This is a genomic window from Paenibacillus sp. SC116 (assembly GCF_024733555.1).
In the GTDB taxonomy this organism is placed as follows: Bacteria; Bacillota; Bacilli; order Paenibacillales; family Paenibacillaceae; genus Paenibacillus_B.
This window is the reverse complement of the sequence record NZ_JANIOF010000002.1, coordinates 76308-101605: the sequence shown is the minus strand read 5'-3', so window position 1 is coordinate 101605 and position 25298 is coordinate 76308. Positions and strand designations below refer to the sequence as shown.

Here is a 25298-nt window from a genome sequence, read left to right as displayed (position 1 = left end):
AAGATCTGATAGAGGAGGATTGCTTTCATAGGCGTTGAATACTGCATAAAAGTTCAATACAAAAGGGAGAGGTTTCAGCATGAGTGGTTATGATGTACATATCGGTAAGCTAATCAGTGGGAGACGAGACTTGGAGGGCTTCGGAAAATATATGCGCTGCACTCCCGATCAAACTATCGTTGAAATCGACTCAAGCATTGCCAGTGAAGGCATTGTAGTTAGCGCTAAAGAAATAGAAGACGCTTTATACGAATACTGTACATCTGCGTTGGAAGATTACATTACAGAGGGAAACAATAAGGACATCTATACCTTTTCCATTTATACGGATACGTATCATGGCGGCTACGTCATATACATCAATAATCTAGAAAGTCTGAACCAAAGTGTGGAGCAGACCTTTAACCAGTCCCTTCAGCAGCAAAATGGTCGGAAGAAGCCAACTCGCGAACAGCTCTATTATGAGTTTAAATATGCAGAAGCTGACTACTCTTTTATGTATGAAAACATGCCTGAGCGTCTTGAAAAGTGGATGAGTATGTTCTGGTGCATCAGCGTAGAGGAACCCAAGCATCTTGAAATTAGCCAACCTTATCTGTTCGAGAAGACTCTCTTTGACTCTCAACTTTTTTTGATTGCCATTGAGGTCATCCAACGTTTGCAGCAAGATTTTGAACGGTTGTTGCATCGAACGGATGACTTCATCGCCTACGTATCCGCAGCAGATGGGGTCGGAGGCGACTACCTGACAACTAGTCAGCTCATTCGAAAATGCGTCAGCGAGGAACAGCTGTATAAGGCAATGCCTGATGTAAAAGAAATGGATGATGCATTCCAAGAAGCTGTGCGCGCAGTGCAGCAGAAGCCTATCCCTGAACAGGTTCAACATTGGGTTGCTGTCATTGAAGAAGGGGAATTTGGAAAGGGCAGCCCCTACAACTTCTGTAAAACTGACTACGAAGTGTATGAGCAGTTGATTGGTCTCGGTAAAGCAGCGATTCCATACATTCAGGGACAGTTAAATGGTAAACTTAAGGAAGGAACTAGCTGGATTCTTGAGACTGTGCTGCAAGATCTGCCTAAGGGGTAAGCAGTCCCTATCAAAGTAAGGGAGGTACTCATGGATATATGTACTGCTAGATTGCCATGGATACCTCTCCTTCATATTAGCTAGGCAAGTTCTAATTTAAGTTGTACATATGCAGGGGTAATCGGAATTAATATGTATGCTCTGTATATTTGTCGCACCCTTGGGACAACAACCACTGCTCCATAGCAGTAAGCATCTGCTGTGCATCCTGATCATAAAAAAGTGCCACCTCTTGCCCATAGGCATAATTAAACCGTACGTAGCCACCCATCTGCTGGTAGAACAGGAGGCAAGTATATTCGTTTTCCTCAAATTGATCAGGGGGGAATTCCACTCTGCACATACTAGATAGTACCTGCAACGAAAGCGGATTCTGCTCTTGCGGCAACCGTAAAAAGAAATGCTTCCGAGAGGAGGACCATGGTTCATAATAAATAGCCCCCTCTTTGTCACTCCCATAAGCCTGACGATAGATTTCATCCAGAGCGACAGCGTAAACCCCTTCGCCTTTTAACTCCCGCTCATGCAATACAATCTTCTTTATTCGCTCATCATGGCGAGGCAGCCAAAGTAACTGCGCCGATTCTGGATGTACAGCCAAAAAATCACCATCCACCGTTGTACCGATAGCGATGCACTGTGCAATCTGCTGCTGCGTAATTGGGCTGTCTTCATCATGTTCCCAAAGATCGTACTCAGCAAAAGGCTTCAGCACCTCCGTATCAGGTAAATGAACATTCATCCACCCTCTGTAAGTCCCTTCCCCAAGCTGTCGCAAAGCTTGGAGGTAGCTCGACGGAAAGGTAACGCTCCTTTCATTTACGAGCATTTGAATCTTTTCATCATCTAAAGGCTTAGGTCGCGATACTATATACATAATTACTCCCCCCCTTATTCTTAAACAAGCATGTTCCTCTTCATATTGAGTCGTAGGCTACTAGTTACTATGCATCCAGTTTACTAAATATTTCAATGGACCAGCATCATACTACGGTATGAAGAATATCTCTTTATGAAAATGAGAATAATGCAACTAAGTACCCTATGAAATCTGAGAAACTATAAAAATCAGTGAATTTTTGCATGTAAACTTTAATAAAATCAAAAAAATTATTTTCGCACACCTTTAAAATATAAACTGTCTTCATCCTATCGAAATGGAGTGTTTGATATGGACCAATACAAGTTTATTGCTGAACGCAATAAAATGATTGTTAATGATATTTGAAGATGAGTTCGCTCTTGATATAAAAGATATTTCCTATATTACGAATCCAGATGATTATTTGGATTTGAAAAAGAAATGGAAAACCTCGCTGCAAGTATTGGGATATCGAGCAGCTCATCTTGGAATGATAAGCCCAAAAGATCACCGGAATTTCTACGCGGCCTTACACCGAAAAGATTATTTGAAAATGGAGCCGCTCGATGATGTTATTCCGATACAGAAGCCAATGAAAATCAAAACCATTATTGATTTCATTTCAAAAAAGGGGCTTGTGGACATAGGTGATATGATTGAAAGCGACTGGAAGGCGGAGGTATCCTTCTTTCACCATATGACAGGAATTGATCCTGACTTTTTTACTAAGTATATGACAAGGGCCTTGGACTTTGGCATCGATAATGTCACTAAAATTCCAGAGCGTATACCTAGTGATAATATGTAAGTGCTACTTATCAGTCGGTTTAACGTGAGTTTCGTTATTATACTGGCAACTTTAAATATGTAAAAAGAGGTCAACTTTCTTAAGAAAGTGACCTCTTTCTGTTATTTACAGACAAAACATACGAAAGCTAATTATTTTCAAACTTTTGCAGCAATTCAATCGCCTCTTCATTATCAGGCTCAAGCTCTACTAACTTACGTGTGTATTCCAACGCATCTTCCTCCAGCCCTAACTCGAAACAACAAATGGCTAGACAATAATATACGGTTGATACGATTTCCTCTTCGTCTGCATCCACCGATAATTCTAGGAAGCCCTTGGATTCTTCGTATAGTCCCATTTCGAACAAGATTAATCCCGCATCAAGTGCTAAATCATAACGCTGTTCCATCACATAGTACGAAGACCACATCAGCTGAATGCCTCTTAACAAATCCTGCATTTCTTCATCGTTTGCATCCGACAGCAGACTAGAAATCTGCCTTGCGCTCTGAATGAAAAATTCCGCATCATATCCACCCAGACGCCAGAAGCTTAATATAGGCTGTAGTTCCATACTAGCTATATTGCGATCGACCCATTCTTTCATACTAAAGAAATCATCTGGGCCAAAGCGCTCAATAAATCTACGGTATGCTAACCGAGTATTAGTATAGCCCGTCGGTGTATTCACATGGAAAATACAACCTACATTTATGTTTCTATAATGATGTGGTGGAAATAACGACAAGGCTCCTTGCTGTTCAAAAAAATACTGCAGCGCATGGTAATTTGTTGTTAAAGAAAAACTCCCGTGAAAAATCAACTCTGGTGGATCTGAGAATTTCCAATTATCCAGTAAATGGTCGCCTTTATCTGCCGTTATTAATACAAATCCCGCTTGAGACAACTGATTCAAACGATCCAAACAAGTCAATCCAGCTACAGGAAATAAAATATGCGAATCCTCTAATTGTTCCTGATAAATGGCGATGACATCACGATAAGGATACGTTTCTTGTTCATACTCCGGTGCACGTCGATGCTCATACTTTAAAGACATTTGATTAAATACTTCGGATGGCTTAAGTGAATCCTTATGTTCAGGCCAGTCAATAATCACATCGGCCTCGTAGATGTGACCCTCACTAATATAAAGTAACTCTTGTGGAATACCATCGAAAAAGTAGTTGGCAACGATAAGTAAAGGTTGTTGTAATTCACCCGTACGAATCGTTCTGTCAGATACAACAAGATTTAACTCAGTATCATGAAGAGCATCAAATCGTGCAACATCGAGCAATCCTTCGGCAATAAAAGATTGAAGAGCAGGATGCTCCTTCCAAGCTAGTACATTATTCATCGCCAAATCCGTCATAATATACTGGAACGGTGGTAATGTAATTCCCGCATAATCCCTCAACTGACACAACTGATCCAGCACATGGTAAGCAAGACGTCCCGCTCCTGCTCCAAGCTCCACAATCAGTACAGGCTCTGAATCGTATCCTTTACTAGCCCGATCTTGAAGAAACCCAAAAATCATTTCTGCATAAGAAGTACCGATCATCGGATTACTCGTTATATATTGAGGAACTTGGTCATTATTCCAAGCCTTCATTCCTAGTTCTTCATAATATGTTCGCTGTAGATCCCAAATAGGTGCTTCGCTGTAACGGTAACGTTGTTGTTTATTATTTGTCATGTAATCCATTCCTACTCTATCGTTATGTAATGTGCTTCTAGTCAGTATAACACTTCATGCTTATAAGGATACAAAATGACGTCATATCGTTTAACCTTTATAATGGAACCCAGTAGGGAAACATATCCATTTAACTACTTACCAAGAAGCGTCCTACAACCATATTAGGAATAGGGGGATTTTTTATGGCTTCATTGGTTTATCATGTTTCCGTTTCAATCGATCATTTCATTGCCGATCAGCCAATGGTAGATAGTCAGCTTGATCGTACACTGTTTTTATTTGATGGTGAGCATGTTCCAGATTTCTTATCGGACATTCAACATTACGATGCGGTGTTAATGGGCGGGAAAACTTATGAGTTCGGTTTCCAATTCGGGAAAAAGCCCGGTGAGCCCGGTTATGATGGAATGAAACATTATATTTTTTCCAATAGCATGCAGTTCGAATCTAACTCTGAAGTAGAACTGGTCAAAGGAGATGCAGGTGATTACGTCGAGAAGCTTAAACAAGAATCACCCGGGAAATTGTGGCTTTGTGGTGGTGGACAATTGGCAGGTACACTCATCAAGCGAAAGCTGATTGACCAACTCGTGTTGAAAGTAAATCCGATTCTTGTTGGATCGGGCGTGCCACTATTCGGTGATGTAAAACCTCAACTTAAACTAGAACTTATCGATATGAAGCGTTACGAGAACGGAGTCATTAAACCAACCTACAATGTCATATATCCATAATTTACGATTGGCTCAATTGCATGGAGGATATGAGGATATCCGCCTACACTTTCAGTTATTTTTTGCTTATTTCAGTGAAATTGGCACCTTAAAGCAGTACTTTGTATGGTGATGGCAGTCTCCCTTCGGCTACATTGAGCTCATGAAGTTCAATTCCAATGAGGAGAGTGCTTAAAATGACACAACAACAAAACCAAGCAAGACAACTGATAGGAGAATCATGGATTAGAAAAGTTTTAATGGTGAATGGTGTTTCTTCCGGGGGGACTGCTCTACTGCTCCTTTTATTTCCCGGGTTCGTGGGCAAACTGACCGGTCTAGATAATCAGGCGGCTCTCATGGGGGCTGGCGCTTACCTACTTCTTGTCGTAGCTTTTACATTTATAATAGCGAGCAGAAAAACCGTTTCTCCTAAAGCCGTGCTTACTTTATCCGTAATCGATTTCCTTTGGCTCTTCAAAAGCATCATCTTACTAGGGCTAAGCAGTTCCTTCCTAACAGCCATCGGCACAGCCGCAGTCATTTTTGTTGCTCTGGTCGTCGGCGTATTCGCGGTGTTTGAGGCGGTTTATTATAACCACAATCGTTCTTATGACAATGCGAGGTAGCAATATTTGTAAAGGAAAATTTGAATTCTAATGGAGTTCATACTTGGCACTGCCAGTAAGATCATTAATACGGCTGCTTACCCTAAGCAGCCGTATTTCCGTTAAAGTATGAACAACAGGCTTACTGTGACAGTCTATCGGTTGGCACCCAGTTCCTGCAGTCATCTGCCAACAGCTGCATCTCATTGAACAAAATGCCCGCATGATAGCCGTCACACACAGCATGATGAAGCTGCACCGACAGAGGTAACAGTACCTTTTCGTCTTGCTTATCATATTTACCCATCGTAAATATAGGCTGAAGATAACTGCCATCTGTATAAATGTTTAGGTTAAAGCCCGTAAAGTGAACCCATGGAATGCTCGAAATGGGGAACGCATTGGGCGGCTCATCAGGCTTAGCAGCTAACCCCTTATGACTTCCGTACTTTTTTACATCATCCAGATAACCTTGATAGAACTCACCGAAGTCTTCACTCCAGGCAGTCCAAATCGTTGAAAAAGTCTTGTCATCATCATGAAAAATCGTAAAGCTTGGAGACAAGCTATCCCAATATCCTAATTGACCTTCGACATCAAAACAGGTACGAAATTCACGATGGCTGTTTACTGCAGTCGTTATCATATAGATTAATGCTGGGTACAGCTTAATCCCTTTATTTTTAACTTCTGCATACAAGCCGCTAATATCAAGGTTGGCTGTCACACTAAACGTACATCTGACATTGTGAAAATAGTGTTCAAAATAGGGCTTTCGGCTCCACTCATCCATGTTCAACGGTTTAAATATCATTTTTATATCCTCCTAAAATCAATATGCTTTCTGATTTAGGAGGCTTGATCCACCGCTTTAACCATATCCTCATCACATTCCCGATATTATTTTTAATGCCCTATAATTACATTATGTCTAACCAATACTTATACAGCACTTTCGGCAGATTGAGTTGCATTAACGGTTGTCACAGAGGCTATCCGCTTACAAATGCTCAATTTGAAACGTAAAGGATGCCAGAGAGCTTATTTGCTAGATAAGGCTATGAAATTTGCGGTTTTTGTTACATTAAGCGCTCCTAGGACCGTTAACCTATTATTATGCGATGTTTTGTTGAAATAACGTTAGTGGCAACCGTTAGAGCTAAACATCATTTACAGAATAAATTAATAAACCGTACCAAGACGTAAACCATAATAAATTGAAACAACTACGATCAACATTAGGCTTATTATGAACTTATTACAAGTAGGACGCTCCATAAATATAATTAGGTTATTTTAAAAAACAAGGATGATATATATGTACACGATCAGCAGATTTTCGCAGCTTTGCAAAATGAGTGCACGCATGTTGCGCCACTATGACAAGGAAGATCTCTTAAAACCCGTTCACGTAGATACAACCAATGGGTACAGATATTATGAAAAAGATCAACTGGAGACAGCATTACGTATCAAGAAATTAAAAGAATATAAGTTCTCCCTGCCAGAGATCAAATCGATTCTTCAGACCTCAGACAAGACCTTCTTCCCTGAATTGATGGTAGCTAAAGTGAATGAACTATCCGACGAAATGAATCGCTATCGACAGATCATTTCAGAAATGCAAGAAATGATGGAAACAAACACGGATATTATTCGAGGGGAAAGAAGACCTTATGATATATGGCTCGGTATGAGAAACGAGATAATTGTCTTGAGCCAAAGACTGCAGGCAAACATAAAGGACATGGACAAGTATGTAGATGCTTTATACGAAAAAGCGGAAAAGGAACATATTCAGTTGCTTAGTGCTCCGTCCGCCATCTTTTTTGATGAAGAGTTTATTCCTGATCATAGTGATGTTGAATTAATTATCCCGGTCGCACATGTCAAAGACAATGACGGTTCCTTATTGAAAGATTGGACATTAAAAAAATGGCCTGAAGCGTACGTTGCTACTACGCTGCATATCGGAAGTTATGACAATATCGGATACGCCCATATCGCACTTGAAGAATGGACAGAGGGCAACGGTTACCACTTGGTTAGTCCGCCTTATGAAACTTATTTGAAAGGACCTGAATGTGACTGTCCTGTAGAAGAGTATGTAACACAAGTCTTTTTCCCCGTCGCTAAAGCAGCAAAGAAATAATCGCTTGACCTTAACACAATGTCAAAGCTTATTCTACATCCAAGAGAACGATATCCGCCTACAAAGGAGATTATGAGATGAATAAGGTAATGGTATTGTGTTCAGGAATATTAGTAACGGCAGGAGTTCTAGTTGGGTGCTTTCACAGTTCACCTGCTGAGAGTCACAGCGCCAAGGCACAAAGTGTAGGCAAATACACGATGCCTGATGAAAGTAGCAAGCACGAAGGGACATGGTTACAATGGCCCCATAACTACACCTATGGCAAAGGCCATAAAGAGAATCTTGAGGATATTTGGGTCGAAATGACCCATGCACTAAGTGAAGGGGAAAATGTTCATATTATCGCCTATGACAAATACGAAAAAGAATATATTTATGATCTTCTGTATGATGAGGGCGTAAATATGGACAAAATCGACTTCTATATTGTGCCTACCGACGATGTATGGGCTAGAGATACTGCACCTATTTTTGTGTACGATAAAGATAACAACCTGAAAATGATGGACTGGGGATTTAATGGTTGGGGTAAGAAAACACCGTATAAAAAAGATGCAGCCATCGCTAAAAAGCTTAGCAAGCAGACGGGCATAGAGAACATTGATCTCAATGAAATTGTACTCGAAGGTGGAGCATTCGAATTAGATGGTAATGGCACCTTTTTATCAACACGCAGTGCAGTTACGAATAAAAATCGAAATGCAAAATTTTCAGAGGCGGAAATAGAGGAATATATCACTGAATATCTTGGCGCTACTAATTTTGTGTGGTTAGATGGTGTGCCAGGTCTGGATATTACAGACTTCCATATCGATGGATTCGCTAAATTCCATGACAAGTCCACCATTGTAACGATGAACGGGGACGATTTAGAAGAATGGGGTGTCTCCAAAAAAGATATTAAGACCCTAATGAATGCTAAAAACGTATCCAATAAGCCGTATCAGTACGTGCAATTACCACTTACTAAGAAAAATGTCGTTCTAGACAGTGGGAAGAAGCTTGGGTACAAAGGTTCCTATATTAATTATTATATTGGGAATAACGTTGTAATTGTTCCGAATTATAATGATCCTAATGACAAGGTAGCAAACGATATGATTCAAAAATTGTACCCTGACCGTGAAGTAGTTGGCATTGATGTACGCGAGCTTTATAAAGACGGTGGCATGATTCATTGTGTTACACAACAGCAGCCCATCGATTTAAAGTAAATCGTGTTACTGTACGTATGGAATTAAGCCTGGTGATGGCATGTACGTAGCTCCAAAGGATCGCATTTCGATCTGGTAACATAAAAGCCGCTAGAGATCGTTCCAATAGTCCTTATTTTACATCCGTACATCCATATATAAAGGCATAACCGCATCCATCAAAAATGTACCCTATAGGGTAGGCGTGCTAAAAAGTCTACCTATAGGGTATTTGTTATCACGCCAGTTTATTTGCCGTATATTTAGAACACTTCCTAGATCAAATCACCGAATCATTATCTTGGCTGTATGATCTTTACTCTAAAGTAAACAGAGGGTACCACTTGTGGTGATTTTCCCCTACCGAAATTAGTTAACCATCAACGCCATTTGGCAGACTAAATTGCATTAACGGGTGCCACAGAGGCTATTTAGCTTATATTTGCTTATTTTAAGATGTAACGGTTGTCAGGGAGCCTATTTGAACGTATAAGCAATAAATTTCACCATAATGGCTAAAATAAGCGCTCTGGCAAACGTTAAAAGTTAAATATGGACGATTGCGTAAAAATAACGTCCGTGGCAAACGTTAGAGCACCACCGAAGCTACTTACAACATTTTCAATTTGGACAATATCAGCTATAATCGAAGGAGATAAATGGGAAAAATTCCTGTTTATACACCATTATTTATACATAAATTACACCCTGAAGGAGCCCAACGATGAAAAAGAAGTTAGTATCCTTACTCATGGCCATGACCATGGCCCTCTCATTTAGTGTATCTGTGTATGCAGCTGACAAGCCGAAGCCAGCGACAAGAGGAGAGATCGTTACTACTTTGTCGGCAGCAGCTGACGCTTACCAATCAGGAAGTAATAACAAAGCCGTTATTCATGGCAATGGAGACGGAAATTTAAGAGAAAATGAGCCGGTTAAGAAGGTAGAAGCTCTCGTTATGTTAAGCAGAGCATTCGGCGAATTGCCGAAACCTGTAGGAAATGATCTGCGTATAGGGACATTTGGCGCTAAGTTTACAGATGTGCCAGCTTGGGCTAAGAAAGATATCGATAAACTTGCAGAAGCAGGCGTACTAACAGGCAAGCCTGATGGCACATTAGGCGTAAACGACACGATTACACTCGCAGAGTTCCAAACGATTATCAACAGAGTGTGGGCACTTGAAGGATCACATGTAAATGATGATTTCTATGAAGCAATCAATAAGCAGTGGTTAAATAAATCAACCATCCCAGCAGGAGAAATTATGGGTGGTGGATTCTCCGAACTGCAGAAACAAAACGATGATAAAATAACAAAAATAATAGATGATCTATCAGGTAAGCCATTCACAAAAGGAACAAAAGAACAGAAGCTTGCCGATTTCTACGCGACTGCGTTAGATACCGAAAATAGAAATAAACAAGGAATCGAACCCATTCAAAAATATGTAAAGGCTATCGATGAGGCAAAATCGCTCGACGAGCTTGTCCAAGCCGATCTTACCTTGGAGAAAGAATTAGGTATAAGCACGTTATTCCAATTTGGAATTATGAGCGATGCCAAGAACAGCAGTGAAAACGCTTTGTACTTCACTGGACTAAGCACTGGTCTGGACAAAAACAGCTTTGTAAACGAAGATGCGAAAGTGAAAAAGGCTCATATTCAACATATGACCAAAATGCTCATGCTGACGGGCGAGAAAGAAGCTGCTGCGCAAGCCCGTGCCGAGAAGGTTTATGAGATGGAGAAGAGCTTAGCTTCTGTGTCACTTAATCCTCATGAGAAAGGCGACGTCAATAAATACTACAATCCATATACCATCGAGAAATTCGATGATATGCATAAAGAAGTCGATATCAAGCAAGCTCTGAAATCAATGAAGGTCGACAGTGCTGATAAAGTAATCGTATTTGACGTGAAGCTTGCTCAAAAAGGTGCAGAGTTATTAACAGAAGCGAATCTTGAAGCGCTAAAGGCTTACTCCAAAGTACATTTGCTCTCGGCAACAGGCAGTTTGTTGTCCGATGGGTTCAGGGACGCTGCAAATGAATTTGCAACAATATATGGCGTTACGGGAGAAAAAACAGACAAGGAAATCGCAGTCGCAATTACTACATCCACGATGAGCGGATACTTGGAGCAAATGTTTATCGAGAAGCATTTTTCACCGGAAGCTAAAAAAGATGTTGAACAAATGGTTGATCAATTAATCGCTACGTATGAGAAACGAATCAAAGCACTTGACTGGATGTCCGAAACGACAAAAACAAAAGCAATTAAAAAGCTCGATACGATGATGGTGAAGATCGGATATCCAGACAAGTGGGATAACACCTTAGACAAAGTAACGATCAAGACATACGGTGAAGGCGGTTCTTTGTTCTCTAATTCCTTCGCAGTAACCAAAGCATACAGCGATGATCAGAAGGCACTGCTGGGTAAACCAGTTGATAGAGCGAAATGGTTAACTAGCGTGTACACCGTAAATGCATTCTACAATCCGCTAAATAACGAAATTACGTTCCCTACTGGTATTCTTCAAGCGCCTTTCTACGACACGAAGGCGAAGCCTGAAGCAAACCTTGGAGCCATCGGTATGGTCATCGGTCATGAAATTAGCCATGCATTCGATAACAAGGGATCAGCCTACGACGAAATGGGAAATGCAAAGAATTGGTGGACAGACGAGGACTTTAAGAAATTCAAACAGAAAAACCAGGAACTAATCGAGTTCTATAACGGAATTGAGATTGTTCCAGGTGTACTGAACGACGGTCTGCTTACACTAAGCGAAAATGTCGCTGATTTGGGCGGTATGGCCGCTGCCCTGCAAGTAGTATCCGAAATGAGCAAGCCGGATTATAAAGCGTTCTTCGAAAGCAACGCGAAGTTGTGGAAATCCACCACGACAAAAGAATTCGCAGCGCTGCTAAGTAAAAATGATACCCATTCAGCCAATAAAGTTCGGGTGAACCGCACGGTTGTTAACTTCCAGGAGTTTTACGATACGTATGGAATTAAGCCTGATGATGGCATGTATGTGGCTCCAAAGGATCGCGTTTCGATCTGGTAGCATACAACGGGTGAAGATCATTCCAATAGCTGTTACATCTGTATATGCAGGCAAAAGCCACTCCAATTACGGAGTGGCTTTTTTATTTCCTTGGTTCTTTATCTAATTGACAAATTGCTGAATCTCCACTATGATTTAATCGATTAATCAACTTTTTAAATAAATGATCAGTTTTATGATTGAGTGGAGGAGATTAGCGTGTCCGTTTCATTAAGCAAAAGTACAACCGAAGGTAAAAAGCGTGCCGTTTCATTGGATCTAGCACGCGGTACGATGCTGCTGTTAATTGCTCTCGCACATGCACCGCTCTATTTGTACGCCTCTGATCCTGGGATCATGCACAGGGTAGAAGGTATTACGTTCTTAGATCAGGCAGTTAACTTTTTTGGCCAGTTCATCATTGATAATCGAGCAAGAGCCATGTTTGCCGTCTTATTCGGGTATGGTTTAGTTCTTGCATTTAAAAGCCAACTCTCTAAAGGAACTAGTGAGAAAGAAGCCGTAAAGACGATACGGCGCCGATCGTGGTATTTGATACTATTTGGGATTATTTTAATCGCAGTAATCGGGGGCCAAGATATTCTTATCGCTTACGGTATCACCGGGCTGCTAGTTAGTTGGGTCTTAACACGTACAAATAAAACACTAATACGAACTTTTGTACTGATCACTGTATTGTACGTCATTCTTACCCCTCTAGTGTGGAGTTTTTTGATGCAAGCCACTGGTAGCTATGGTCTCGCTCCAGGAGTTTCTGCCACAGATACTTACCTGAATACTATTTTAATCAAATTGATTTCCGTTCCTATCATCCCTATTTTCATTCATGTTTTATTCCCGGTTCTTCCTTCCGTACTAATCGGCATTTGGATCGCCAGATATCAGCTATTATCTAAACCCGAGCCACGTTTAAAAAGCATGTATCTCATAACGATTACCGGATTGATAGTCTCTTTGCTAGGAGCAATTCCATTATCTTTGATAGGAAACGTGTGGAACCCTAGTTATTTTACAGCCGGACTCACTAATGGAATACACATCATTACAGGAATCGCTGGAGGATTAGCGTACGCGACGCTATTTGGCATTATTGGCGCAAAAATAAAAGAGCCTGGACGCATTACTTCTTCTTTAATGGCTTTAGGCAAACGCTCCTTAACCTTTTATGTTTTGAACGAGGCATTGCTTGTGCTCTTCTTATCGCCAGTGGCGCTTAATTTAGGAGGACAGGTGGGCAACGGTATAGCTGCGATTATTGCAGTAGGGATTTGGGTTCTCTCTGTTGTGTTAGCCACAATACTGGAAAAGAGGAATAGGACTGGACCATTGGAAGTACTAATGAGGAGATTGGTATATAAAAAGAAATAAGATAAAGGGCGACCGAGTACTCCCATTTGTACTCGGTCGCCCTAAATGATATTAGAATCCATTCGCTATTTTATTTATCCTTCATCAGCGCCTTAAAGGTTTGCAGTTTACGTTGAGCTCGTCGATACATGAGATAATCAAATAGATTCGCAATACATATAACACCTAGCACTATCCATAGTATCCAAATCGACTCTTTTGCTTTTCCCATGCTCATATTTGTAATCATCATGGAACATATCATTATCAATGTAGTGACTACTAAGGCAATCAAGTTATTTATAAAGAAGTAGGTTCGAGCTTTTGCCATACTTATAGGTAGTATAGAAGTTAGCCATTCTGTTAGTAAGCCAACGATAAAGCCAATGCTTCCACTCGCTAAAACAACCAATATGGCATTCGATAAGGATACATCTGATTGCCCGGTAAACTGCAATATAACACCGATAAACAGACCAAGAAAAAATGACTTCACCACATTTATTAAGTGGATATTCTCCATAAACTGAGCTCCTATAATTTGAGTGTGTTTCTAAGCTTTTTTGAGAACATCTTTGACACTTCTAGTTCCTTGCCATTATCCATTCTTAGTACGTATCTAGAGTTGAACCAAGGGATAATTTCTTTTACATGCAGCAAGTTAACAAGTTGTGACTTATTTATTCGTATAAATCCTTTTACTCCCCACATGTTCTCATAATATTGCAACGTTTCTTTAATACTGTACCTATTAGACTTGGTATAGGCCATAATCCCATCAGGACCCGCTTCTACATATATAACATTCCGTGGTTCAATCACTGCAAATTTATTTTCACTCAAACCTGTAAGCCTATGCATCATATGCATCTCTTCTCGAACACCAGAGACCAATAGCTTAACCACATCCATATACTCAATAGCATCAAATACAATACAAATCTTTTCACTTGGCAGCTCAAATCCTTTTTCAACAAGGACCAAGTCACTATCTTGCTTGACTTCAATTTGATATTTGGATAGTTCTTGTTTCAATTTTTCACAAACTTTACTGGAACACAATAATTGAACCATTGTATGTCTCCTAATGACAACTTACGAATTATTTATTCAACTATCATCCTATCATAGATCATCCTTATTTTTACCAGCTCTTCTATTCCTTTTTCCGTATAATCATCTGATCCAAAGTTAGCAATAAAGAAAGTTTCCTTTTCCTTATCAACTAATACATATGTCCCTGTAACGCCCACACCACCATAAACATCGGACAAGGAGCCTAGCAAAAATGATAGTTCACTAAAATCAAAGTACATCATGCCCATTCCATAATAAATGCCTTTATCATAGTGGTGAACGAAATCTGTCATTTGCTTATAAACTTCATCAGATACCAGCGTGCCATCCTCTAGAGCTATCATGAACGTTAATAGGTCATCCATAGTAGTAACAACACCGCCACCTGCCCAATCAACGGATAATGCCTGTTTATCAATAATATCAACACCATTTATATAAAGTCCCAGTATGTCAGCTGGCTTATTCTGATAGAACATCAAATAACTATGTTCCATGCCCAAGGGCTTAAATATTTTCTCTTCCAAAATAGCAGCATACGGTTGTTTCTCGATTTGTTCCAACATAAGTCCAAGTAATATATAACCCGTATCCGAATAATAAAATTGTTGTCCCGGCTTGCCAACAGCTTCCTGATTATCTCTGGTGAATGCAATTAATGTTTCTGGAGTAAATGAAAGTTCAGGGTTAGATGAAATTTGTTGTAGTAAAGGCTGTCCGCTATTTACAGGGCCTTCAAAATAATCGCCCACCCCTGACGTATGACTGAGTAATTGTCTTATCGTAACTTGGTCAGCATAGTCTATTCCGTCTACAACAAATAAGCCATTAAGGACACTGTCATCCAGCCAAGAGGCAACTTTATCGTCATAGCTTATTTTTCCTTCCTCAACTAGCATGCCAAAAATGACAGCACACATCGTTTTACCAATGCTCGCAGCGTGATATTGACTATCGACGTGAGCTGGTTCATCGGAGGAATGATTTTTAGTACCAACCGCAAATTGTTCAAAATAGCCTGTTTGTTTAGAATAAATGGTCAGTAACGCACTGGATAAAGAATCATTTTTTTCTACAATACCGGATAAATGATTTTCAATTTTTTTAGTAACCTCTTCTTTCGGTATTGGCCTATTCAACATAATCAGCACGCTGCATCCAGCTGCAACAATAACAATGAAACCGATCAGCACATAAATTGCTATTTTCATATGGACCACCTTTCCATTCGTGTATTTTCATACCTTACTGTACTCGGTGGTCTATATTGTAGAAACACTTTCGATCTAAGCGGTCAAAATTAAGGATTAAGATGACTTTCTAGTGGTCTAACAGCTGCTGTTTCTCAACCTTAAGCAGTTTATTTCGAGTTGCGAAAACAAGACCTACTGCCACTACAAAATAAAATAAAGCCGTAACGAGTAAAATTTGTAGTCGATCTCCCGTTTGAACTGCCATAAAATAATTAAAAAGTTGATGAACCAAAATAGGAATTACAAGATTATGATTTAAGTTATAAAATACGGTCATTATAATTTGTATCGAGATGATAGCAATCATAAAGAAAACCATATATAGCACCAACTGCATGCCTGAATATTCTGACATCAACCATAACGGTGCATGCCAAAATCCCCAAGTTACGCCAACGATTATCGCAGATTTTAAAGGGCAGAAGCTTTTTTGCAGCTCATTTAATACATATCCGCTCCACCCCAGCTCTTCTCCTAGTGGCCCAAGAATAAGGTTATAACCAAATAGGATTAGCAGTGTTGTCCATGAGGTAGCTAATTGTTCGTGTATGGGCACATTCCATACTGCCTGAATAGCGAGAAGACTTCCTACTAAAATAAAGATTTGTAGCAGAATGATACACACTATCGTGGACAGGTTTATCCTTGTGCGAAATTGACTCTTTATAAATTCCCTCAAGTCACCTTGAGGATATATATTACGAAACATTACAATGAAAACAAAGGTAGCTGTCCATGCTGAGAGTACTTTCAATACCTCCGCTGCTGGTTGAGACTTTAATACAAACATGCTCATTCCTATTAGAAGAAGAAAAGCATAGAATATGCCGTAGGTCCATAAAATATATTTTTTTACCATTCGATTCAATGAGATCGCCACCTATGAGTTGTTTTTTAAAATGAAAAACCAACGGAATCATGTGCGCATGCTCCATTGGCTTTAAAATATAAACTATGGTGTAACCCCCAGGTCAACACATCTATGAAAGTATTCTATGCTTCCTCAACTGGAATATATATTTCTAAAAATACGCGCTCCTTATTATCAAAGTAAGTAATAAGGCGCGTATTAGCATAAGCAACCCCTTTCGGTGTAAGCCCCCGCTCCCTCCCCCATCCTAACGTATTTTCAAACACTTTATTCCTAATATCCTCATCTCCATTTTGAGACCTTCCATCCTCAACAATCGAGTATATACATGTAGAATGCTCTAAGTAGTATCTATCTTGTTCTTTTTGCTGCGTTTCAAGCTTTTCAACAATATACATCTTCGTATCCAAAAACCCAGTTTCATCAAAAGTAAATGTTCTCATGATTTTACTTAAAATATCTTCCTTCATCGAATCCATATGTTCTAAAATAACCGGGTACTCCCGAAAGGCATCAAAATCAGAAATCTCCCCAATTACTTCGTACGTAGGAAGGGCCCTGATGGAGTATTGATTTAGATGATTTTTTACTTCCTTGCAAAATTGTATCGTTTCATTTATTTTTTGAAGCATATATTGCTGCATCCGTATCGTTTCTTCTAGTTGGTAAGCCTTATTCTCTAACAATACTTTCAGCTCATCTATTTCGCTTCCTACCTGTAGACTTTTGATCTCCTTCACAGACAAATTTCTCTTCTTATAAAAGTCCGCCACCATCAGCGTATAGATGTCATAGTAATCATACTGCCTATAAAGATTTGCTTCATTTTGTTTCGGATTTACGATTCCTTGTTCCTCATAATACCTCAGGGCATCTCTAGAAACTCCAAGAATCTCTGATAATTGGCTTGTCCTGTATGTATAGTTTTTTCCCATTTTAAGTTGGCCTCCCGATATAGTATGTAAAGGAAAGGACCGTCTCCCTTCTCCGTATGGAACCGTAACAGCCTATAAGTAAGATCATTTTCACTACGCTTTTTATAAGACAACACTAATGAACTCGAATCTTATCTCCCTCCTGCAATGGATCGCTGCTCTCGAGTATAATTTGTTGCTGACTGAAGATGCCCTCAGTTACAGCTGATTGCGTTTCATTCGAATCAATGATCGTGATGTATTGTTTGCGAACGTAAAAAGCGTTGCCAAGAGGACCGGTTCTTTCCTCCATGCCAAATATGTACGTTTTGTCTCCCTCATTGTGAATGGCTTTATTGTCTACCAAAATGACATCTTTCGTCGTTTTAGTTAGCTCGACATCAGCCCGCTCTCCTCCCTGCAAAGCAGCGTCCTGAACGACAACGATCAGACGCTTCATTGCCGTGTACTTCATTTGAATGGCACCTTCGCCTGGTTGGGTGAGGGGCTCTGCATCCTGAATTTCCTCAATACGGCCCTCAATTTGCCTAGCATTGCTACCGCTCAATTGAACATCTAGCTTAGCTCCTTTTTCTAGAAGGCCAATAGCATCAGCAGGTACAAGAAACTCGAAATCAAAGCCCAGACTCTGGTTCGCAATGACGATTTCAGGTGCTTCTCCAGTTGAATCAACTCCCTCCACTGCTCCCACTTTTGTTACGATTCCACTAAAAGGCGCTGTCAGTGTACCATTTACCGACAAATCCTCCTGTAGTTTTTGAATTTTACGCTGCAGAACATCCTTATCAATTGAGCTGACCGCTAAATCGTTTCTAGCACCTTCAATGCTCATCTCGTCTCCATTACGATAAGCCTCAATATAACGATTCTCCAGTTCTTTAGTAGAAATAGTTAACTTATCAAGGGCGGCCTTCTCATCCAGTATCTGATTTTCAATATCCTTCGTATCGTATACGACCAGCGCCTGTCCTTTCTTGACAAGGTCCCCTACTTTGACGTTGACCTGTTTGACTTTCCCTCCCGCAGCGCCCGATAAGGCCGATTCCATACGCCATTTCACAGTTCCCCCGCCTTTAAAGGTGTGAACAAGCTCTCCCTGCTCCACTGTTATTAATGCCACTTTGGGTAAAGTTAATGATTTCAGCGTATTACTGAACAGGGTAAATCCGATCAACAGTCCGATAAACAAACCAAAAAGGATCCGAATTGTCCGTTTGCGACTGATTAACGCTTGTTCGGCAGGTTGAATCTCCATTAATATTCCCCCCGTAATTGACTATCCTTTAATTCCCGATAATTGAATACCTTCAACAAAATAGGATTCCGCATATAAAAACAACAGCACCATCGGAGTCATATACAAAGCGGACGCAGCAAAAGCAACGCCCCTTGCCCCTTCGATAATGCTCGACAAATACAAAGATAATGGCTGCTTGAATGCATCCTCCAGAAATATAAGCGGCTGTTCGACCATATTCCAATTATCAACAAATAGTAATACGATAAGCGCTGCAACTCCCGGTTGAACAAGCGGGATTACAATTTGGAGAAAAATTCTCAGTTGTCCGGCCCCATCTATTTTGGCCGCTTCAATATATGAGTTCGGAATATGCAGCATGAACTGTCTGAGCATAAAGACGCCAAAGGCGCTGAATATCCCAGGTAGTATGATGGCGGAAGTTGTGTTCATAAGCCCCAGCTTATCTACGATAATATAATTGGGCACCAATGTAACTTGAAACGGCATAAGCATGGTCATTACATAAAGGAAAAATAGTTTGTCCCGCCCCCAAAATCGAAGCTTGGCAAACGCATATGCAGCCAAAGACGCGACCAGCACTTGCCCTACAATAATCGGTACGACCATAAACACAGAATTCCAAAACATTTGGAGAAATACAGGCTTATGAAACAGTACCTCCATATATCTACTGAATGACACCCAGTCGGGAATCAGCTTCAAATTGATAAAGCGCTCCTTCACCCCTGCAGTGACATCGACCATTTGGCCAATGAGATGATAGTTATAGTTAATCTCAGCTTCCGTCATAAAGGAGTTGGTAAATATGAATACTACGGGGAATAGCATCACCCCAGCTAGCCCTCCCATAATCAGTGTCAGTGCAAGCTTACGGAATACAGCCAATTTCCTCACCGTCCTTACCTTATTCCATGAAATTCCGAAAGCGACGTTCGATAGCAAGCATGGTGGTCACAAAAATAAGAATACAGCCTACCATTAAGACTGCAGCTGCTGTCAGCTTCTGAACATCGAGCGCCATAAACATATTGTTCATGTAATGCTGCAGCATATAAATACGATCATGCGGGTATTCGCCAGCGATCATATACGTTTCACGGAACACTTTGAACGAATTAATAATAGATATCAGGATGACAAAAAACATCGTCGGAGTTAAATAAACAAGCGTAATATGAAACCATTTGCGAAACTTACCCGCCCCTTCGATATCTGCCGTTTCATAGTAGTCCTTCGGAATACTTTGTAGACCGGCCAAAAATAAAATAATATTGTAGCCGATGTTTTTCCATATATACATCATGGTTATCACAACAATTGACCACTCTGATTTCATCCAATCGATCCGCTCCACATTGAAATTCTGGAGCCATACATTTAATGTACCATTCCAATCAAATAAGATTTGCCACAACATCACAACGGAAGCTACGGGTACTACAAGTGGCAATACAAAAGCGGTCTGCAGCCAATTCCGAATAAACAACTTTTGATTCAGCACCTGCGCAAATAGCAAAGACAAAGCTATAATGAGAGGAACGCTCACACTGGTAAACAGTAAGGTATTAGATGCCGCCTTATGAAAAGAATCGCTAGCCTGCACTGCCATGTAATTGTCCAGCCCGACAAATGAGCCGTCTACCGTATGATCCTGGAACGAATAAAGAACTCCCATGGCAAACGGAATAAGATAAAACAAAGCAAAGCCAATCAGGCTTGGTGCTAGAAAGAGGGCTGCCACAGCCCATTCCTTTCGCAGCAGCCTGATCAGCTTATCCCCATAACGCTTGTCGGTCATGTTCATACCACTCCTACTCATTCAACACAGTCGTCACTCTATTCTGAATCAGCTTAGCTACTGCTTCAGGTGATTTCTGTCCAGTAAAATAGGCTTTGGATTCTTCCAATAGAATCTCTTCGATTTTCGAGGGCTTGAACTGAACTGGATATTTCAAGCGGGTAATAAACTTCTCCAGATCGTCGATATCCTTTTGAGTAACTTTGAACTCCTTGCCTTTTAAAGGCCCAACAGGTTGATCGGACATTACGGTTCCCTTTTTTAATACATCTTGAGCAACCTTTTTGTATGAGGCTTTATGTAAGGAGATACCTGAGCTGCCTGCATGATCCTGCATCTCATCAGATAGCATAAATTTTATGAAGTCCCATGCTTCGCCTTTTACAGCAGACCGCTCATTGATGCCAATCGTTCGGTATGTTCTGAAAAATCCACCTTCCTGCTGCCCGCTTGCATTCGGTTTGGAGTACAGCTTTGACTTCTTCTTGTAAGGGTCACTGAAATATTCACTGCTCCTTACTTCACGAATATAATATTCGGGTGAGTTAATAACAGCATTATAAAAAATTCCGCCTTCATAATCTTCACGTATCATCTTCTCATCAAACATGAACTTTACTTCCTTAAGTAGTTCGATAAAGACAGCAGAATCAAAATTTGCTTTCCTGCTCTCCAAATCTACAAACGTCGCATACTGATCAGTAACTAGGTTTCCTATCATATGTTCAGGCGCCATTCCTCCTAATGCAAAATGGTTGCCGCCTGCTTTGTTGGCGATTTCCTTGGCTTTTTCGGTAAACTGTTTCCAAGTCCAGTGGCTATCATCGATCTTTACTCCGCTTTTCTCAATTACGGTTTCATTCCCTATAAGACCATAAATAAAAAAGCCCATCGGCATCCCGTAAATGCCTCCGTTTACCTTAATCCCATCCAGTACGTTACTGAAATATTGCTCTTTCTTAAAAGTAGGGTCCTTATCGATCATATCCCCTATGTTGGCCAGCAGATTTTTTTTAACATAATCGCCTGATGGCAATTGGTCCATCTGAATGAGATCGGGCCCCTTACCGGACAACATGGCCGCGTTTGTTTTCTTTTCAAACTTTTCATAATCAGCCTCTGTAAGCTCGTTATCCTTTTTGTCGATATATTGAAGTTCGATGGTGATGTTAGGATGCTTGGCTTCATATCTTTTCTTAGCTTCTGAAAAGAAATCACTATAAAAATAGGTCGAAAATACAATGGTTTTCTTCTCCTTGCTGTTTTTCGCTCCAGACGTTTCTCCCTTAGATGTAGTACCTGTCCCGTTCTTCACCTGCTCGTTGTTTATTTTCAGCCCTTCGTTTGATGTCTGTGCTCTCCCCGCATTGCTGCAAGCAGAAACGATGACCATCATAAACGCAAACAGAATTAACATAGTATTTCTCATTGTTTTTCCTCCCATAATCTTTCTCTCCGCGATTATCCCGTAGCGATACACCATCAGTATAATGTGGAGATATATGAGGAATTAGATAGAGTTGTATTGAAGTTGTAAAAATCAAAAAAAAACGCCAGGGATGTATGGGCCCCTGACGGTACTTGATTGCGCGGTTATTGGAACTGTAGTTGTAGCCTTGCAGCACTGGTTCGGTTGGGTGGGAAAATCCGGCTTATAGCCTAGAGTAGTAACTAAGCAGCGCCATGACGTCCTTACTGAACCCGACAACTTCATTTCGTCTCAAATTGACCGTGACAGCGTATTTTAACTTATCGCCGTCCTTGCTCATGTAATACAATTCCACAACACTGCCCCAACGTATCATGCCTTCATTGAGCGATAGATCGGACAACGGATAACTCCCTTTATCCTGAATAAACTTTGTTACAAGAGCGATAACTTTTTCCTTGTCTTCTTCACTAGTGCTGGCAAAATTCTGTACCTCCCCTGCCTTGGCAACTTTAACGACATCGCCGTCCCTCGCATTCAATACGATATCATAGACTTCATCAGGGTCGGTCAACTTGGTCAGAGTCGTATAATACAAGCCACCAGAATACGAAGCCAATTCCGCTTGATCGTTCAGCTTTCGTTCTGGAACCTCTGCTGGTTTCACTTCCGAAGCTGGAGCTGGTTTCACTTTTGGGACGAGTCCATATTCCGCCTCACTTAGCAAAACTTTAAACTTGTTTTGATCAATAACCATCAACTCGAATTGAAACTCGTCCATCGTCAAATCCATGTCGAAGTACTTATTTACCGCATTTAGACTGAGTGTCTTCGCCGCATCTTGGGACAGAACGCCCTCGTAATTTACCTCATTGTTCTCGTTCGCTCTATTGATTTGTTTTACCATGACTGTCTCTTTCGGTATCGTATTGAACAGCCCTTGGCACCCCGTCCCTAGAATCAGAAACGACGTGCATATGATAACTAAAATAAGCTTGTTCATTCCTTTATCCTGCCTTTCAGATGGGTAAGTGCGAATACGACTTCTACCTTCGTACCCTGGTTTTCATTACTGATCACCCTGATGACGGCATTATGGACACGCGCTACATTTTTACATATCGCAAGACCGAGACCTGCCCCTTTACCGTTCCTCGTCCTTGATTTATCCACCATGTAAAAAGGTTCAAAAATTTTATCCCGATGTTCCTTAGAGATCCCAATGCCCTGATCTATCACTTCAAGCATGCAATGCCCGTCGCGCCATACAATACGCAGCGTAATGGTCTGCTGTTCTTCCGAAGCCTTTAACGCATTGTCCACCAAGTTGAAGATAAGCACTTTGATCAAATCCTTCTCCATTCTCAGCTCACCCGGTTCGCACTCCGTAACAATAGTCACCTGCTTTTCTTTGGCCATCATGACCAGTGCAGGCTTAATTTCAGCTATAACCGTCCCCACATCGTGAAGCTCCATCTCGAATTCATCCTCTTGCAACACAATCAAGTTCATCAGCTTCAATGACAACATCTCTAATCGTTTGCCTTCTGAATAAATGACATCTAGACCATCTTGAAACGTTTCCTCATTGTATTTGGTTGTCCTCATGAAATTGGCATAGGCGATAATGGAGGTCAGTGGTGTTTTTAATTCATGTGTAAAGTTATTAATAAACCGCTGTTTTTCTTGATTGATCCGCTCAAGTTCGGTAATGGTATCCTCCACAACAGCGGCCATATTGTTAAAATTATGGGCCAGCACGCCGATCTCGTCCTTTGATTTCAACAGGACTCGTTCAGAGAAATTGCCCTGTGCAATGACTTGAGTTGTTCGACCCAGTTGATCAATCGATCTTGTCAGTCCTCTGCTTACAAAAAACATGATTAACATATAGAGGAAGCAGGCCGCCACATCCACTTGTACAAAGAACTCATATTGATCCACACGTTCCTGATACAAAGAGGTGACATCTACCATATAGGTAAATAGATAGCTGGTATGATTAATATTCGCAATGTTCGAGGTAAACAGAATCGTTCGCTCGTCGATATCCCGAAAAATATAATTGATTTCATCCTCGCCCAGCTTATCCAGCTCTTTACGCTGTGCCGGCATCTGGAAATCGACATTACTGAAGACCGCCTGATTGGTCTCATCCCTAATATCCAAATAAACACGCTGTTCCTTATTTGTGCCCACAAACTCATTAGCGATTCTCGTTAATACCGATTTCTCGTAATCGATGGAATCGTAGATACGAAGAATTGGCACAATCGCATTGACACTGGAATGAATACTCATGTTCTGGCTTAGCGCGCTGTTTATTTCCTGTTCAAGCATTCTGTTGTGGCTGCGCTCGATAACCATAATAGAGGCTGCGTTAAAGATAATGACGAAGACCAGAATCGAGAAGACATAGATCTTTTGCCAAAATTTCATCCTCTCAATCCTCCAGCCGGTAGCCGAGTTTATAAACAGTCTTGATATGATCCTGCAGCTCTAGCTTTTTGCGCAATGATTTAATATGCATATCGACTGTTCTTGTTTCGCCATAATAGTCGGGGCCCCATACTTTATCGATGAACTGCTCTCTTGATAAGGCTATGTTCTTGTTTTTAAGTAGAACGACGATCAAATCATATTCTTTTGGAGTTAGCTCGACAACGTTCCCTTGCTTGGTTACTTCACGTTTATCCAGATCAATGAGAAGGGTTTGGAATCCCATCACCCGTTCTTCTTTGCCGTATCTCCGCAGCACCGTTTCTATACGGGCCAGCAGCTCAATCGCCTCAAAAGGCTTGACCATATAATCGTCGGCCCCCAACTTCAGCCCGTCTACTTTATCATAGACCGAGTTTTTCGCCGTCAAAAAAATAACGGGAATACGATAAGGTCTGATTCGTTCCATCAGCTCAAAACCGTCCAATTTCGGAATCATGACATCCAGCAATATAAGGTCAAACTTCTCCCGCTGCAGCAGCTCAAACGCCGCCAAGCCGTCATAGACCTCGGTCGTCTCGTAGTTCACGATGTTGAGATTCATTTTAATAATTTTGGAAATATGAATATCATCTTCGACTATCAAAATCTTTTTGTTCATCCCCTGAATCTCCTAATACGAATAATGGGTATAAA

At 40.8% G+C, this 25298-nt stretch carries 22 protein-coding genes and 1 pseudogene; 8 read left to right on the top strand and 15 right to left on the bottom strand.

Annotation, left to right across the window (positions count from 1 at the left end):
- Nucleotides 1-79 precede the first annotated feature (79 nt).
- On the top strand, nucleotides 80-1090 hold the full coding sequence (locus NQ117_RS12220) for a hypothetical protein (protein ID WP_258278319.1): 1011 nt from the start codon (nucleotides 80-82) through the stop codon (nucleotides 1088-1090).
- A 127-nt stretch (nucleotides 1091-1217) separates the two neighbouring features.
- Here the strand turns inward: NQ117_RS12220 and NQ117_RS12215 are convergent, their stop codons facing one another.
- A complete protein-coding gene (locus NQ117_RS12215; RefSeq protein ID WP_258278318.1) occupies nucleotides 1218-1967 on the bottom strand; it encodes a hypothetical protein in 750 nt (249 codons plus the stop codon).
- A 349-nt stretch (nucleotides 1968-2316) separates the two neighbouring features.
- On the opposite strand from NQ117_RS12215, the pseudogene NQ117_RS12210 reads away from it, so the two are divergent.
- Nucleotides 2317-2760 (top strand): annotated as a pseudogene (locus NQ117_RS12210) (spr1629 family repressor/antitoxin); the annotation flags it as partial.
- A 127-nt stretch (nucleotides 2761-2887) separates the two neighbouring features.
- Here NQ117_RS12210 and NQ117_RS12205 read toward each other — a convergent pair.
- On the bottom strand, nucleotides 2888-4444 hold the full coding sequence (locus NQ117_RS12205) for an SAM-dependent methyltransferase (protein WP_258278317.1): 1557 nt from the start codon (nucleotides 4442-4444) through the stop codon (nucleotides 2888-2890).
- A gap of 185 nt (nucleotides 4445-4629) precedes the next feature.
- Here NQ117_RS12205 and NQ117_RS12200 point away from each other — a divergent pair, with 185 nt between their 5' ends.
- The gene (locus NQ117_RS12200; RefSeq protein ID WP_258278316.1) at nucleotides 4630-5181 is read left to right on the top strand and encodes a dihydrofolate reductase family protein; all 552 of its coding nucleotides are present in this window, start codon (nucleotides 4630-4632) and stop codon (nucleotides 5179-5181) included.
- Nucleotides 5182-5357: 176 nt separating this feature from the next.
- On the top strand, nucleotides 5358-5789 hold the full coding sequence (locus NQ117_RS12195) for a hypothetical protein (protein WP_258278315.1): 432 nt from the start codon (nucleotides 5358-5360) through the stop codon (nucleotides 5787-5789).
- A gap of 121 nt (nucleotides 5790-5910) precedes the next feature.
- On the opposite strand, the gene catA is transcribed toward NQ117_RS12195, so the two are convergent.
- Complete coding sequence (gene catA / locus NQ117_RS12190) at nucleotides 5911-6582, bottom strand: type A chloramphenicol O-acetyltransferase (RefSeq protein WP_258278314.1); 672 nt, start codon at nucleotides 6580-6582, stop codon at nucleotides 5911-5913.
- A gap of 504 nt (nucleotides 6583-7086) precedes the next feature.
- On the opposite strand from catA, the gene NQ117_RS12185 reads away from it, so the two are divergent.
- The 4 genes from NQ117_RS12185 (at nucleotide 7087) to NQ117_RS12170 (ending at nucleotide 13560) form a co-directional block, all read left to right on the top strand.
- Nucleotides 7087-7920 carry a MerR family transcriptional regulator gene (locus NQ117_RS12185; RefSeq protein ID WP_258278313.1) on the top strand — a complete coding sequence of 278 codons (834 nt, stop codon included), beginning with the start codon at nucleotides 7087-7089 and terminating at the stop codon, nucleotides 7918-7920.
- Nucleotides 7921-8120: 200 nt separating this feature from the next.
- The gene (locus tag NQ117_RS12180; RefSeq protein ID WP_258278692.1) at nucleotides 8121-9137 is read left to right on the top strand and encodes an agmatine deiminase family protein; all 1017 of its coding nucleotides are present in this window, start codon (nucleotides 8121-8123) and stop codon (nucleotides 9135-9137) included.
- Between the two features lie 703 nt (nucleotides 9138-9840).
- Nucleotides 9841-12192: a M13-type metalloendopeptidase gene (locus tag NQ117_RS12175; protein ID WP_258278312.1), complete on the top strand. Its 2352-nt coding sequence runs from the start codon at nucleotides 9841-9843 to the stop codon at nucleotides 12190-12192.
- A 198-nt stretch (nucleotides 12193-12390) separates the two neighbouring features.
- Nucleotides 12391-13560 carry a DUF418 domain-containing protein gene (locus NQ117_RS12170; protein ID WP_258278311.1) on the top strand — a complete coding sequence of 390 codons (1170 nt, stop codon included), beginning with the start codon at nucleotides 12391-12393 and terminating at the stop codon, nucleotides 13558-13560.
- 70 nt (nucleotides 13561-13630) lie between these two features.
- Here NQ117_RS12170 and NQ117_RS12165 read toward each other — a convergent pair whose 3' ends face one another.
- The 12 genes from NQ117_RS12165 to NQ117_RS12110 all read right to left on the bottom strand — a co-directional run bounded on the left by NQ117_RS12165 (nucleotide 13631) and on the right by NQ117_RS12110 (nucleotide 25263).
- Nucleotides 13631-14062: a hypothetical protein gene (locus NQ117_RS12165; RefSeq protein ID WP_258278310.1), complete on the bottom strand. Its 432-nt coding sequence runs from the start codon at nucleotides 14060-14062 to the stop codon at nucleotides 13631-13633.
- 11 nt (nucleotides 14063-14073) lie between these two features.
- Nucleotides 14074-14613: a LytTR family DNA-binding domain-containing protein gene (locus NQ117_RS12160; protein WP_258278309.1), complete on the bottom strand. Its 540-nt coding sequence runs from the start codon at nucleotides 14611-14613 to the stop codon at nucleotides 14074-14076.
- A 32-nt stretch (nucleotides 14614-14645) separates the two neighbouring features.
- Nucleotides 14646-15827 (bottom strand): serine hydrolase domain-containing protein, encoded by a 1182-nt coding sequence (locus NQ117_RS12155; RefSeq protein ID WP_258278308.1) that lies wholly within the window; start codon nucleotides 15825-15827, stop codon nucleotides 14646-14648.
- A gap of 109 nt (nucleotides 15828-15936) precedes the next feature.
- A complete protein-coding gene (locus tag NQ117_RS12150; RefSeq protein WP_258278691.1) occupies nucleotides 15937-16728 on the bottom strand; it encodes a CPBP family intramembrane glutamic endopeptidase in 792 nt (263 codons plus the stop codon).
- Nucleotides 16729-16862: 134 nt separating this feature from the next.
- Nucleotides 16863-17675, bottom strand: a complete 813-nt coding sequence (locus tag NQ117_RS12145) for a MerR family transcriptional regulator (protein ID WP_258278307.1) — start codon at nucleotides 17673-17675, stop codon at nucleotides 16863-16865.
- Between the two features lie 115 nt (nucleotides 17676-17790).
- Nucleotides 17791-18930: an efflux RND transporter periplasmic adaptor subunit gene (locus NQ117_RS12140; protein WP_258278306.1), complete on the bottom strand. Its 1140-nt coding sequence runs from the start codon at nucleotides 18928-18930 to the stop codon at nucleotides 17791-17793.
- Between the two features lie 21 nt (nucleotides 18931-18951).
- Nucleotides 18952-19785: a carbohydrate ABC transporter permease gene (locus NQ117_RS12135; protein ID WP_258278690.1), complete on the bottom strand. Its 834-nt coding sequence runs from the start codon at nucleotides 19783-19785 to the stop codon at nucleotides 18952-18954.
- Nucleotides 19786-19840: 55 nt separating this feature from the next.
- Entirely contained in the window at nucleotides 19841-20734 is an 894-nt protein-coding gene (locus tag NQ117_RS12130) for a carbohydrate ABC transporter permease (protein WP_258278305.1), read from the bottom strand.
- A 13-nt stretch (nucleotides 20735-20747) separates the two neighbouring features.
- Complete coding sequence (locus tag NQ117_RS12125; protein WP_258278304.1) at nucleotides 20748-22163, bottom strand: ABC transporter substrate-binding protein; 1416 nt, start codon at nucleotides 22161-22163, stop codon at nucleotides 20748-20750.
- 223 nt (nucleotides 22164-22386) lie between these two features.
- Complete coding sequence (locus NQ117_RS12120) at nucleotides 22387-23166, bottom strand: hypothetical protein (RefSeq protein WP_258278303.1); 780 nt, start codon at nucleotides 23164-23166, stop codon at nucleotides 22387-22389.
- Nucleotides 23163-24602, bottom strand: coding sequence for a sensor histidine kinase (locus tag NQ117_RS12115; protein WP_258278302.1), 1440 nt, complete (start codon nucleotides 24600-24602; stop codon nucleotides 23163-23165). Before NQ117_RS12115 ends, NQ117_RS12120 begins: the two co-directional genes overlap by 4 nt.
- Before the next feature lie 4 nt (nucleotides 24603-24606).
- Nucleotides 24607-25263 carry a response regulator transcription factor gene (locus tag NQ117_RS12110; protein ID WP_258278301.1) on the bottom strand — a complete coding sequence of 219 codons (657 nt, stop codon included), beginning with the start codon at nucleotides 25261-25263 and terminating at the stop codon, nucleotides 24607-24609.
- Between the last annotated feature and the right edge of the window lie 35 nt (nucleotides 25264-25298).